Raw genomic sequence first — 12,555 nt, 5'->3', positions numbered from 1 at the left:
GTTTAGGATATGAAAGGACCAGATTATGATAGATAAAAGTTCATTATCATTGAAAGAAGCACTCTCCCAGATCAAAGATGGTTCAACCATCATGATTGGTGGTTTCGGTACAGCAGGTCAGCCTGCTGAACTGATTGATGGTCTGATCGAATTGGGTATCAAAGACTTAATTATCGTCAATAACAATGCCGGCAATGGCGACTACGGTTTGGCGAAACTGCTGAAAGCCGGGGCTGTACGTAAAATCATTTGCTCTTTCCCGCGTCAGTCTGATTCCTGGGTATTCGATGAACTTTACCGTGCAGGTAAGATCGAACTGGAACTGGTTCCTCAAGGTAATCTGGCTTGCCGTATTCAGGCGGCTGGTATGGGCCTAGGTCCAATCTATACCCCTACCGGTTTTGGTACTTTACTGGCTGAAGGCAAACCGACCATGAATTACGAAGGTAAAGACTACGTTTTAGAAAATCCGATTAAAGCTGACTTTGCTTTAATTAAAGCTTCTAAAGGCGACCGTTGGGGGAATCTGGTCTACCGTAAATCTGCGCGTAACTTTGGCCCGATCATGGCAATGGCAGCAGATGTGACCATCGCTCAAGTTTCTGAAGTGGTTGAACTGGGTGCACTGGATCCAGAGCACATCATCACCCCGGGAATTTTTGTTCAACACGTTGTTCAAGTTAAACCTGCACAATAATTGGCATCGGAGATAAATAATGAGCTATAGCAAACTGACCCGTGACCAGATCGCTGAACGTGTGGCACAAGACATTCCTGATGGTGCTTATGTCAACCTGGGGATCGGCCTACCGACCAAAATTTCAAGTTACCTGCCAGGCGATAAAGACGTATTCCTGCACTCTGAAAATGGCCTGCTGGCGTTCGGTCCTCCTCCTGCTGAAGAAGATCGCGATCCTGAGCTGATCAATGCCGGTAAAGAATTCGTGACCTTACTGGAAGGTGGTTCTTTTTTCCATCATGGTGATTCATTCGCAATGATGCGTGGCGGTCATTTAGACATCGCCGTACTGGGCGCGTTCCAGGTCGCTGAAAATGGTGATCTGGCCAACTGGCATACTGGCGCACCGGATGCAATTCCAGCAGTCGGCGGCGCAATGGATCTGGCTGTTGGCGCGAAAAAAGTCTTTATTACGACTGATCACGTGACCAAAAAAGGCGAGCCAAAAATCGTGGCTGAACTGTCTTATCCAGCAACAGGCTTGAAATGTGTCGACCGTATTTACACTGACCTGTGCGTGATTGATGTCACGCCTGAAGGGATGAAAGTGATTGAGAAAGTTGAAGGTCTGTCATTTGAAGAGTTGCAGTCGATGACTGGTGCCAAACTGATTGATGCGACTCAGAACTAATTTATAAATCCTCCCTAAATCCCTCCTTTATTAAAGGAGGGACTTTCACCCTTTAAATTCAGGGAAAAACGCCTCCCTTTAGTAAAGGGAGGTTGGGAGGGATTCAAAGATTTGGAAAGTAAAAACATGAAAAACGCCTATATTATCGATGCCATCCGTACCCCATTCGGCCGTTATGCCGGTGGCCTCGCTCCTGTTCGTACTGATGATCTCGGTGCACTTCCAATCAAAGCCTTAATAGAACGTAATCCATCGGTGAACTGGGAACAGGTCGATGATGTGATCTATGGCTGTGCCAACCAGGCCGGTGAAGATAACCGTAACGTTGGCCGCATGTCAGCGCTGCTTGCAGGTGTGCCTTATCAAGTGCCTGCAACTACAGTCAACCGCCTATGTGGTTCATCGCTAGATACTATCTCCATGGCTGCACGTGCGATTAAAGCGGGTGAAGCCCATCTGATTATTGCCGGTGGTGTCGAGTCAATGTCTCGTGCACCCTTTGTCATGGGTAAATCAGAAACCGCCTATGGCCGTAGTCAGAAAATCGAAGATACCACCATGGGCTGGCGTTTCATTAACCCGAAACTCAAAGACATGTACGGCGTAGAAACCATGCCGCAAACGGCTGAAAATGTCGCTGAACAGTTTGGGATTAACCGTGAAGATCAGGACAAATTTGCCCTGAGCAGCCAGCAACGTACAGCCGCAGCACAAGCCAAGGGTTTCTTTGATAAAGAAATCATTCCGGTGGTGATTCCACAACGTAAAGGCGATCCGGTGGTCGTAGATAAAGATGAACATCCACGTGCCTCTACAACAGCAGAAGCTCTGGCAAAACTAAAACCTGTGGTAAAAGCAGATGGTACAGTTACAGCCGGTAATGCTTCAGGCATTAACGATGGTGCTGCCGCCCTACTGATCGCGTCTGATGAAGCGATTGCGCAATACGGTTTAAAACCACGTGCCAAAATTATTGGCTCAACTGTTGTGGGTGTTGAGCCGCGCATCATGGGCTTTGGTCCGGCACCTGCCATCAAAAAGCTACTTGCTCAAACCGGCTTAACGCTAGAGCAGATGGATGTGATCGAACTGAATGAAGCTTTTGCGGCCCAAGCACTGGCATGTACCCGTGATCTAGGCATTGAAGACGGCTCAGAAAAAGTCAATCCGAACGGTGGCGCAATTGCATTGGGTCATCCACTCGGCGCCTCTGGTGCACGTCTGGTGACCACTGCCTTGAACCAGCTGGAACAAACTGGCGGTCAATATGCACTATGTTCAATGTGTATTGGTGTCGGTCAAGGTATTGCTTTGATTATCGAACGCGTCTAAAAGCACGATCACTTAATAAAAATTTCCCCTCCCTTTTTTAAAGGGAGGTCGGGAGGGATTTTAATGCCAACATTTACATCTAACGATGCACAAATTAATTACCAGACTTTTGGGGATACCTCTAAGCCTGCAATTGTGTTCTCCAATTCATTGGGCACCAAATTCAGCATGTGGCAGCCACAAATTGAATTTTTCCAGAAAGATTATTTCGTGGTGTGTTATGACACCCGTGGTCACGGTGGCTCGAGCGCACCACAAGGGCCATATACCCTGGATCAACTGGGTCAAGATGTAGTGAATCTACTGGATCATTTAAATATCCAGAAAGCTGCTTTCTGTGGCATTTCCATGGGGGGTCTGACTGGTCAATGGCTGGCAATTAACCGCCCAGAACGCTTTAACCAAGTGATTGTGTGTAATACGGCAGCCAAAATTGGTCAGGAACAGGCCTGGCTGGAACGTGCTGCACTGGTGCGTGAGCAAGGCTTGGCACCGATTGCATCGACCGCAGCATCACGCTGGTTTACCGAACCCTTTATTCAAAGCAACGCAGCAATTGTTGCAGAACTTTCAAACGACCTTGGAGCTGGCAGCCCGGAAGGTTATGCGAGTTGCTGTGAAGCTTTGGCTAAAGCGGATTTACGTGAACAGTTAAAGACAATTTCAGTTCCTGTATTGATTGTGGCAGGTCAGCAAGATCCTGTAACGACTGTTGCTGATGGTCAGTCGATGCAAGCCAGCATTGCCAATAGCCAACTGTTTGAAATCAATGCATCGCATATTTCCAATGTCGAGCAACCTGAAGCGTTCAATCAGGCAGTTCAGGCATTTATTGCAGCTTAAACTGCTCAAAAAAGGAAAAAGCCACTGATCATCATCAGTGGCTTTTTTTTATCAAGATGGAGTCAGTATTAAGCCCAAATGACCAAAATCGCAGCGATCACCACCAAGCCCAGCCCCCAATGCTCGGCACGTGCCAGTTTCTCCTTAAAGAAATATGCAGAAATCAGCATACTAAATAAAATCTCGATTTGACCTAGTGTTTTGACAATGGGCACACTCATCATGCTCATGGCAGTAAACCAGCCCAGCGATGCCATAAAGCTGCACACGCTGACTTTAAAGGTTAATCTCAAGCGTTGCCACATGGCCACTAAAGTCTGGCGGCTAAATAGACTCAGATAGATCAGCATACTGATGCATTGAAAACTGATGACCATCAGCAGTACCCATGCAGCACGATGGACAGTTGGCAATGTGCTTAGCTCCAGACTCGCCTCCCTGACCAAGAGTGAGGTAATCGCAAAACTTAAGCCGCTGCCGATTCCAATCGCTAAGGTCTGGGCAGAAAATCCGCTGATCTGCTGGCCTTTACTCAGCAGGAATACAGCATAAGCACCGAGTACCACACCGATCCAGGCCAGTACCGATAAATGATCGGCTAAAAACACGACACCAATGACGGCGGCAAGAATGGCTTCACTTTTAGCCAAACCGACCCCAATCGCATAATTTTTTTGTTGAAACAGCTTCACCATCAAGGCAGTCGCTAAAATCTGGCTTGAACCAGCAATCACAATATAGACCCAAAACCTGGGAGTAAAATGGATAATATTTTCAACGGGCTTGAAGTGATAAAGACTGGACAGATAGATTATTGCAAAGGGCAAGGCAAAGATAAACCGTGCCAGCGTGACCCCCCAAACATCGACCGTAGTGCTCAGCTGTTTTTGAAATGCATTACGCCATGCCTGCATAAATGCAGCCATTAAGGTGAAAAAGATCCAGCCGATTGCCATAAAATGATTTGCATATATAACAAAAGTGAACCAATTCTATGCCTAAGTAAAAGGCATGACTAATTAAAAATGGAGTGAAGGTGAATAGCGGAAAGTTTGGATTGTTTTTAGATGGTTTAAATTTCAGCTAAGTAGTCTTTTCGCATGGGAATAAAACGAATGCCATTTTCCTCAGTGTATTCGCCCATTTCAACAAAACCGAAGCGTTTATAAATATCCAAAGCATATAAACTGGATTTTACAGTAATAGATTGATGACCTTGGCTACGAATATGTTTTTCTAAAAAGCGCCACATTTGGCGACCGTAACCTTGACCTTGATAAGCCTTATTCAAGAAAAAATGCATGAAATGTGCAGGTGCTATATAAGCCACCACACCGACTATTCTGCGGTCAATTTCAGCCACATAATAATAAATTATCTGGCCGTTCAAAAATGGTTTGAATTACTTCAGCTTTAAAACGTAAGCGTCCCTCTTCTGCCGTAGTGACAGCCTCTACAAATGGTGCAATGACTTCTACGATAGCAGATGTATCCTGAACAGTAGCTTTTCTAATGTTCATATTATTTTAAATTTCACCTTAACCTGGCTTTGTTGCAAAAACAGATCATCTGTCAATTTGTATTTCTCTAAGCAATCTTTTTCTATTTAAAAATAACGAGTTATTTAGCTCACAATATAATGCCAAGCATCCTCCATTTACAATTCAGCCATATAGAGTTTTTATTAAAATTTTTATGATGTTATTACAATAGGATGAAATTTAGGTAGGCATTCTAGACAGTTTGCTTCCCTACAGGGAGTTTAGATGAAACATTTTGAATGCGCCGTCTGCCAGCAACAGCTATTTTTTTACAAATCAGTTTGTGATCATTGTATGTCACCAATCGGCTATGTCGCTTCGGAAAAAGAATTGTGCGCATTTAAAAAGCAGAGTGCTGATCAATGGATTCCAGTCTCCAAAAGTTATCAGCATGCCAGTTATAAACCCTGTCATAACTATACGCACTATCAGGTATGTAACTGGATGATTCCCAGTAATGAAGATGAAGATTTTTGTGAGTCCTGTCAACTCACTCATGTGATTCCTGATCTGGAAAATTCAGAGAACCTGATTTACTGGTTTCGACTGGAAGAGGCCAAACGCCGCTTCCTTTATTTGGCGCAGCGTATGAACATGATGCCACGTCCCAAAAAATCTGAAGATGATCCATTTGGCCTGCGTTTTGATTTTTTACTGCCTGAAGATGATCAGCCGGTTTTGATTGGTCATGCCAATGGTGTGATTACTTTAAATGCGATTGAAGCGGATGTGGTGTATCGTGAAACAACACGCGTGAATATGGGAGAAAATTACCGGACTTTATTGGGCCATTTTCGCCATGAAAGCGGACATTACTATTTTGCACTGATGCAACACTTACATCCGGAACTGATTGAAGAGTTTCGTCATTATTTTGGCGATGAGCGGCAAAATTACAGTGAGGCGCTGCAAACTTATTATAATGACGGCGCCCCGATCAACTGGCAGGAAAACTATATTAGTGCTTATGCCACCGCACATCCCTGGGAAGACTGGGCAGAAACCTGGGCGCATTATCTGCATATGATGGAAACACTGGAAACTGCTTACTATGCTGGAATCCGCGTTATTGGCAATGGTGGCTATCTGGCCAGCATGGATTTTAAAGAATGTCCAATTGGCGGACAGGACGTTGAACATATTCTTGCAAACTGGGTTACCTTAACCTTTAATTTAAATGCCTTGAACCGTTGTATGGGTCTGGAAGATGCCTACCCATTCAAGCTGACCGACGCGGTAAAAGACAAGCTTCGATTTATACATCGGCATGTACTGGAAAAAGTTTTTAAATCATCCAAATGATCTTTAAACGACAAAAAAATGGATGTAATCAAATGAATAAAGCCCGTATACAACGGGCTCTATTTGATGATCAATGCGATTAAACGTATTAAGCGGTTTTCATTGAACCGGTTTCTTCAAATTGGGCATGCCAAGACAAAGCTTCATTCAATAAATGCGGTGTCTGACCACCACGCGCACAGGCACGCTCAAAATAATGATTTAAACTTTCGCGGTAATCTGGATGAGCACAGATATCGATAATCTTGCGGGCACGTTCACGCGGTGCCAAACCACGCAGATCTGCTAAACCTTGCTCAGTCACCAGAATATCAACGTCATGATCGGTATGGTCGGTATGGCTGACTAGGGGAACGACTGAAGAAATCGCACCACCTTTGGCATAGGATTTGGTCACAAAGATGGCAATATGCGCATGACGGGTAAAATCTCCCGAGCCTCCAATACCGTTCATCATCTTGGTTCCAGTAACATGGGTTGAATTCACATTTCCGTAAATATCAAACTCAAGTGCTGTATTAATCGCAATAATCCCGAGACGGCGAATCAGTTCAGGATTATTGGAAAGTTCCTGTGGACGCAAGACAATTTTATCTTTGTATCGATCAAAATTGTTCATCACTCGTGCGGCACAGTCATCGGTCAGGGTCATGGAGCAACCTGAAGCAAAGGTCATCTTGCCTGAATCGATAAGTTGGAAAGTGCAATCCTGCAAGACTTCAGAATACATTTCCAGATTATTGAAATTGGAATGTTCGAAGCCGGCAAAGACCGCATTGGCCACGGAGCCCACACCGGATTGCAGCGGCCCCAGATTTTCAGGTAAACGCCCTGCTGCCACTTCCTGTTCAAAGAAATGAATCAGGTGACTGGCAATCGCCAGCGTTTCTTGATCCGGTTCGTCCATGCCAAAGGAAGTGTCTGGAATCTCATTGATGACAATCGCAGAAATTTTTTCAGGTGCAACATGAATCCCGATTGTTCCAATTTTGTCACTGGCTTGAGTCAGAGGAATTGGCTCGCGGTTTGGGCGCGCTTGAGGTACATAGATATCGTGAACACCTTCTAGTACGGGATTAATCGTCATATCAATTTCAATAATGACCCGATCTGCCATTTCGATGAAATTTGCAGAATTTCCGCAAGAGCCTGTCGGAATAATCTGACCGTCTTCAGTAATCGCAGTTGCAGCAATTACAGCCACATTAATCGCTGGCAAGTTTTTATGACGGATATTATCGGCCAGTTCAGAGAGATGCTGATCGACATACATCACTTCACCGGCATTAATCGCTTTACGTAAAGAAGGATCTGCCTGATAAGGATAACGGCGGGTTATGACATGTGCTTCATTGAGTTTTCCATCAATCCGGTTCCCCAGACTTGCACCTGTCGCCAAGGTAATATGAATTGGATACTTCTGTGCATATTCAGCCAAGGCCAAAGGCACAGTTTTCGCTTCACCTGCCCCCCCAAAACCACTTAAACCAACTACATCGCCATCTTGAATCAGTTGTAGTGCTTTTTCGACAGATACGACTTTATCTTGTAATGGGAGCAAACGAATGCGCTCTAAACCGTTCATAAAAAATCTCAAAAATATAAAATAAAGAGGCATCTGCTCCTGGTGAACCAAGAGCATTAGCGTCTAAATCAATCAATAATTAATTTTGCTAATTCGAGCATTGAATTTTGGCTGGACTTAAACCAGTTCCACTGCAATCGCAGTTGCTTCACCGCCCCCGATACACAGTGCGGCAATGCCTTTCTTGCCACCAGTACGTTTTAAGGCATGAATCAAGGTCACAATAATACGGGAACCAGAAGACCCCAGTGGATGACCGAGCGCACATGCGCCACCGTTGATGTTGACTTTTGCAGTATCCAGTTCAAAGCCATCAATGGCTAGCATCGTCACCATGGCAAAAGCCTCATTGATTTCCCAAAGGTCCACATCGGCGGCATCCCAACCGGTTTTTTTCAGCACTTTTTCAATCGCACCGACAGGTGCAATGGTGAATTCCGAAGGATGCTGCGAATGGCTGGCATAGGCCAGAATATTAGCCAGCGGTTTTAAGTTACGCTGTGCAGCAATTTCACTAGAGGTGACCACCAGTGCTGAAGCACCGTCTGAAATTGAACTGGCATTTGCTGCGGTAATGGTTCCGTCTTTTTTGAAGGCTGGACGCAAGCTTGGAATTTTGTCTGCTTTGGCATTTAAAGGTTGTTCATCCTGCTCAACCACTACATCGCCTTTACGGTTACTGACAGTGACTGCTACGATTTCATCTTTAAAGAAGCCTTGCTGAACAGCCGTCACCGCTTTGTTTAATGAGCCAATGGCATAATCGTCCTGCTGTTCGCGTGTATAGCCTTTTTTATCTGCCATTTCCTGTGCCAGAATTCCCATCGACAGACCTGTTTCTGCATCTTCCAGACCTTCCTGGAACATGTGATCCGTGACTTTGCCATGTCCCATACGGAAACCGGCACGTGCCTTGTCCATCAAATATGGCGCATTAGACATAGATTCCATGCCACCTGCGACCACAATTTCAGCCGAACCCGCTTTGATTGCATCTGCTGCCTGCATCACCGCTTTCATGCCTGAGCCACAGATTTTATTGATCGTGGTGGCACCTGTTGAATCCGGTAAGCCGGCTTGACGCATGGCCTGACGTGCCGGGCCCTGTTTTAAACCCGCCGGCAGTACACAGCCCATAATGACTTCATCAATATCGTTTGCAGTTAAACCTGCACGAGCTACAGCTTCCTTGATCGCCACAGCACCCAAATCAGGCGCCGTACAGCTTGAAAGTGAGCCTTGAAAACCGCCCATTGCGGTACGTACAGCTTCTACAATTACAATCATTCTAATATCTCATCCTTTTTCATCATTGTTATTTAACACCGCACAGCAGAAGCTCTGCAGTGTTTGTCCTTCGCAATACTTGCCGGTTTAAGCCTGTGCAGTGAAATAGTCTTCAGGTAATTGCATGACCAGTTCTGCACCTGCCTGAATACGTTGAATTCGGGCACTCAGATCCGGGAGAACTTTGGCGACATAATAATTCGCCAGTACCAATTTGTTCTGGAAATAGCTATCGTCTTTCGTTGCTGCAGCTTTGCTGATACGCGCATACATATACACAAAACTGAGCAGACCCACCGCATGCAGATAATCGACCGCAATCGAGTTAGCAAAGTCCGGATTCAGTTGAGACTGCTCGACGATAAAGCTGGTGATGTCTTCCAGTTGCTGACAGGTCTCTAATGTCGCCGTTTTAATCGTCAATGAATCATCCAGACCTTGGGCGAACTCGCGGATTTCAGCGATATACTCTGCAATATAAGCACCTTTACATTTGGTGGTTTTACGGCCAATCAGGTCAATTGCCTGTACGCCATTGGTGCCTTCATAAATCTGTGAAATGCGCAGATCGCGAATACATTGTTCCATACCCCATTCACGGATATAACCATGACCACCGAAGCACATTTGCGCTTCCAGTGCAGAATCCAATGCTTTATCAGTCAGATATGCTTTGGCAATTGGGGTTAACAGAGCCACACGGTCGGTCGCTTTACGCACCGCTTCAGCATCGGTCGAATATTTGGTGATATCCAGCTGCTGACCGACATAGACAGCAAAGGCACGAGATGCTTCATTGTTGGCGCGCACATTCAGCAACATCCGGCGCACATCACCATGTACCAGAATCGAATCGGCTGGTTTTTCCGGTGATTTCGCACCGGTCGAGGCGCGTCCCTGTAAACGGTCTGTCGCATATTGTGCCGCATTCTGATAAGCAAATTCTGCCGCGCCAATGCCCTGAATTCCCATCGACAGACGTTCGTAGTTCATCATCACGAACATGCCGGCCAGTCCTTCATTTTCGTTACCGACCATATAAGCTTTGGCACCATCAAAGTTCATGACGCAGGTCGCCGAGCCTTTAATTCCCATCTTATGTTCGATTGAACCCGCAGATACTGCATTACGTTCACCGAGTGAACCATCTGCATTCACCAGAAATTTCGGCACAATAAACAGGGAAATGCCACGTGAACCGGCGGGTGCATTTGGTGTTTTCGCCAGCACCAGATGAATGATATTTTCACTCAGGTCATGTTCACCGCTGGTAATAAAGATTTTGGTACCGCTGATGTTATAGCTACCATCTTCATTGGGTTCAGCCTTGGTTTTGATTATGCCAAGATCAGTACCTGAATGTGGCTCAGTCAGACACATGGTGCCCGACCATTCGCCCGTATAGAATTTTGGTAAATAGGTTTCTTTCTGTTCTTGTGAAGCACGATCATTGATCGCCATGCCTGCACCCACGGTTAACAGCGGGTAAAGCATAAATGATGGATTGGTACTCCAGATCATTTCATCGGCCAGCACGGTCAGCATTTTTGGCATATTCTGCCCGCCCCATTCTTCACTGGCACCTAAACCTACCCAGCCACCTTCAGCAAACTGCTTAAAGGCATCTTTAAAGCCTGTAGGTGTGGTCACTTCACCATGTTTAAACTGAGCACCACCTTCTTCATCCGCAGGACGATTCAGGTCAAGAATGACATTCTTGGAAAATTTGGCCATCTCTTCCAGAATTGCATTTGCAGTTGCCATATCTAAATGTGCAAGATTTTCATTACCTTGCCAAAATTGTTCAGCTTGAAACACATCATTTAAAATAAATTCCATGTCTTTTAGCGGCGCATTATAAATAGGCATTCTTACATTCCTTAACTGGTGATACTCAATTCTGTTGCTGAGCGTTTTATAATCATTGATTCATGAAAATCTTTTTTATGATTTTACTTCAATCAATGCATATCAATCGAAAATCATCATCTCGAATTAATCCAGCAGTAAATCTCATTCAACTAAATAAGCGACATAAAATTTAAAAACCCAAGCTTTATGTCACCGTTATTTACTGAACCAAGCAGGCTTAAAATGATTCTTTATTCACCACTATAATCCTTTGCCAGGACGGTCTTAAACCGAATAATGATTTCACTTGATGTGCTGAAACAATAAAATAATTATGCTGAAAATGGAATTTTATTTAGCAAAGTTGATCTCTAGGGTTCAGTTTTCTTGACAATATTTCCAGACTGACACCAGATATATTTTTCATTGTCAGCAGTTGCTGCATAAATATACAAAATTAGATAAATATCACGACCTTAGTTTTATAGCTATCTTGGGTAAAATTGAATATTCTTGAAAGGTTCTTTTTCGAAAAGTATGGACCAAGAAGATGACGACTGTAAGACAGCAGAACTTCCTTCTTCGTAAAGAGAAGATCCTGAGCATGGCTGAAAGCCTGCTACTGGACAATAATCAGGACATTACCCTGAGTGAACTTGCCAGTGAACTGGACATCGCGAAAGGAACGATCTACAAGCATTTCAAAAGCAAGAACCAGTTATATTTAGAACTAATTATTCTGAATGAAAAAAGAATTCTGGAAATATCAAAAAAATATAATAACGATATTAAAAATTATGTTTCGCAATATATGCTCTATCACATGCTCAATTCCAATCGCACCATCCTGTTGCATGTGATTGAAGAGCGTTTAACCAATAATGAAAAGAATCTGAAAGATTTATTTCAGGAGCTTTATCGGATTCGCGAAGAACGGATTATCCGGATTAAAGACATGACCCATGATTATCTGGTGGCTTTAGAAAGTGCCATGTCGATTCGGGATTATTTGTCTTATATCTGGACCGTGACTTATGGTGCTTCACTATTATTAAATTCGACCAATTATCAAAAAGCGATTGGTTCACGTGAACGCCTGATTAAACTGTATATTAATCAGGCGCTGATGACCCCGGATAAAATCTCGTCAGTCTAAGCCCTATAATAAAAAATGCCGGATTGAATCCGGCATTTTATTTCAATTGAATGACTTAACAAATATCAAGCAGCAATTGGCGGAAATCCGTCTTCGGTTAAAGCCGCGACAATCTCGGACTCAGTGACTGTCGATTCAACTTCGACCAGCTTAGTCGCCACATCTATATGAACGGTGGCATTTTCATCCAGATCTTTAATCGTAGCAGTCACACTGCGTGCACAGCCACCACAGGTCATATTTTCAATACGGAATTTCATATTTGGCTCCATAGGATCGCTTTAAAAA

General features: G+C 44.4%; 13 protein-coding genes. 6 read left to right on the top strand and 7 right to left on the bottom strand.

From position 1 onward, the window contains the following. Nucleotides 1-25: 25 nt before the first annotated feature. The 4 genes from FTU95_RS05795 to pcaD all read left to right on the top strand — a co-directional run bounded on the left by FTU95_RS05795 (nt 26) and on the right by pcaD (nt 3,545). Nucleotides 26-697: a 3-oxoacid CoA-transferase subunit A gene (locus FTU95_RS05795; protein ID WP_004731110.1), complete on the top strand. Its 672-nt coding sequence runs from the start codon at nt 26-28 to the stop codon at nt 695-697. A gap of 19 nt (nt 698-716) precedes the next feature. Further along, on the top strand, nt 717-1,370 hold the full coding sequence (locus FTU95_RS05790) for a 3-oxoacid CoA-transferase subunit B (protein ID WP_180077822.1): 654 nt from the start codon (nt 717-719) through the stop codon (nt 1,368-1,370). Nucleotides 1,371-1,496: 126 nt separating this feature from the next. Then, nucleotides 1,497-2,702: a 3-oxoadipyl-CoA thiolase gene (gene pcaF / locus FTU95_RS05785; RefSeq protein WP_005096966.1), complete on the top strand. Its 1,206-nt coding sequence runs from the start codon at nt 1,497-1,499 to the stop codon at nt 2,700-2,702. 63 nt (nt 2,703-2,765) lie between these two features. Beyond that, entirely contained in the window at nt 2,766-3,545 is a 780-nt protein-coding gene (gene pcaD / locus FTU95_RS05780; protein ID WP_005096968.1) for a 3-oxoadipate enol-lactonase, read from the top strand. Nucleotides 3,546-3,613: 68 nt separating this feature from the next. On the opposite strand, the gene FTU95_RS05775 is transcribed toward pcaD, so the two are convergent. The 3 genes from FTU95_RS05775 to FTU95_RS15155 form a co-directional block, all read right to left on the bottom strand. Continuing rightward, a complete protein-coding gene (locus FTU95_RS05775) occupies nt 3,614-4,501 on the bottom strand; it encodes a DMT family transporter (RefSeq protein WP_180077820.1) in 888 nt (295 codons plus the stop codon). 116 nt (nt 4,502-4,617) lie between these two features. Continuing rightward, nucleotides 4,618-4,908, bottom strand: a complete 291-nt coding sequence (locus FTU95_RS15160) for a GNAT family N-acetyltransferase (RefSeq protein ID WP_159515743.1) — start codon at nt 4,906-4,908, stop codon at nt 4,618-4,620. Further along, nucleotides 4,901-5,065: a hypothetical protein gene (locus FTU95_RS15155; RefSeq protein ID WP_005096973.1), complete on the bottom strand. Its 165-nt coding sequence runs from the start codon at nt 5,063-5,065 to the stop codon at nt 4,901-4,903. Before FTU95_RS15155 ends, FTU95_RS15160 begins: the two co-directional genes overlap by 8 nt. Before the next feature lie 246 nt (nt 5,066-5,311). Between FTU95_RS15155 and FTU95_RS05760 the strand changes: the two genes are divergently transcribed. Further along, complete coding sequence (locus FTU95_RS05760) at nt 5,312-6,388, top strand: putative zinc-binding metallopeptidase (protein WP_180077818.1); 1,077 nt, start codon at nt 5,312-5,314, stop codon at nt 6,386-6,388. An 88-nt stretch (nt 6,389-6,476) separates the two neighbouring features. Here FTU95_RS05760 and FTU95_RS05755 read toward each other — a convergent pair whose 3' ends face one another. From FTU95_RS05755 to FTU95_RS05745, 3 genes are all read right to left on the bottom strand, one after another. Further along, nucleotides 6,477-7,973 carry a succinate CoA transferase gene (locus FTU95_RS05755; RefSeq protein ID WP_005096976.1) on the bottom strand — a complete coding sequence of 499 codons (1,497 nt, stop codon included), beginning with the start codon at nt 7,971-7,973 and terminating at the stop codon, nt 6,477-6,479. A gap of 117 nt (nt 7,974-8,090) precedes the next feature. Continuing rightward, a complete protein-coding gene (locus FTU95_RS05750) occupies nt 8,091-9,266 on the bottom strand; it encodes a thiolase family protein (protein WP_180076350.1) in 1,176 nt (391 codons plus the stop codon). An 81-nt stretch (nt 9,267-9,347) separates the two neighbouring features. After that, a complete protein-coding gene (locus FTU95_RS05745; RefSeq protein ID WP_005096978.1) occupies nt 9,348-11,129 on the bottom strand; it encodes an acyl-CoA dehydrogenase C-terminal domain-containing protein in 1,782 nt (593 codons plus the stop codon). A 532-nt stretch (nt 11,130-11,661) separates the two neighbouring features. Between FTU95_RS05745 and FTU95_RS05740 the strand changes: the two genes are divergently transcribed. Beyond that, the gene (locus FTU95_RS05740; RefSeq protein ID WP_005096979.1) at nt 11,662-12,267 is read left to right on the top strand and encodes a TetR/AcrR family transcriptional regulator; all 606 of its coding nucleotides are present in this window, start codon (nt 11,662-11,664) and stop codon (nt 12,265-12,267) included. A gap of 65 nt (nt 12,268-12,332) precedes the next feature. Here the strand turns inward: FTU95_RS05740 and FTU95_RS05735 are convergent, their stop codons facing one another. Further along, nucleotides 12,333-12,527, bottom strand: coding sequence for a heavy-metal-associated domain-containing protein (locus tag FTU95_RS05735; protein WP_005096981.1), 195 nt, complete (start codon nt 12,525-12,527; stop codon nt 12,333-12,335). Nucleotides 12,528-12,555 lie beyond the last annotated feature (28 nt).

Source organism: Acinetobacter sp. YH12208, from assembly GCF_013418055.1.
GTDB lineage: Bacteria > Pseudomonadota > Gammaproteobacteria > Pseudomonadales > Moraxellaceae > Acinetobacter > Acinetobacter pseudolwoffii.
Note: the sequence above shows the minus strand (reverse complement) of the source record. Positions and strands in the feature narration are given on the sequence as shown.

Bases quoted from the DNA above. Each gene is read 5' to 3' on its own strand.
- FTU95_RS15155 (WP_005096973.1), bottom strand. From the start codon at position 5,065: ATGAACATTAGAAAAGCTACTGTTCAGGATACATCTGCTATCGTAGAA.
- pcaF (WP_005096966.1), top strand. From the start codon at position 1,497: ATGAAAAACGCCTATATTATCGATGCCATCCGTACCCCATTCGGCCGT.
- FTU95_RS05755 (WP_005096976.1), bottom strand. From the start codon at position 7,973: ATGAACGGTTTAGAGCGCATTCGTTTGCTCCCATTACAAGATAAAGTC.
- FTU95_RS05795 (WP_004731110.1), top strand. From the start codon at position 26: ATGATAGATAAAAGTTCATTATCATTGAAAGAAGCACTCTCCCAGATC.
- FTU95_RS05735 (WP_005096981.1), bottom strand. From the start codon at position 12,527: ATGAAATTCCGTATTGAAAATATGACCTGTGGTGGCTGTGCACGCAGT.
- FTU95_RS05745 (WP_005096978.1), bottom strand. From the start codon at position 11,129: ATGCCTATTTATAATGCGCCGCTAAAAGACATGGAATTTATTTTAAAT.
- FTU95_RS05775 (WP_180077820.1), bottom strand. From the start codon at position 4,501: ATGGCAATCGGCTGGATCTTTTTCACCTTAATGGCTGCATTTATGCAG.
- FTU95_RS05740 (WP_005096979.1), top strand. From the start codon at position 11,662: ATGACGACTGTAAGACAGCAGAACTTCCTTCTTCGTAAAGAGAAGATC.
- FTU95_RS05760 (WP_180077818.1), top strand. From the start codon at position 5,312: ATGAAACATTTTGAATGCGCCGTCTGCCAGCAACAGCTATTTTTTTAC.
- pcaD (WP_005096968.1), top strand. From the start codon at position 2,766: ATGCCAACATTTACATCTAACGATGCACAAATTAATTACCAGACTTTT.
- FTU95_RS05790 (WP_180077822.1), top strand. From the start codon at position 717: ATGAGCTATAGCAAACTGACCCGTGACCAGATCGCTGAACGTGTGGCA.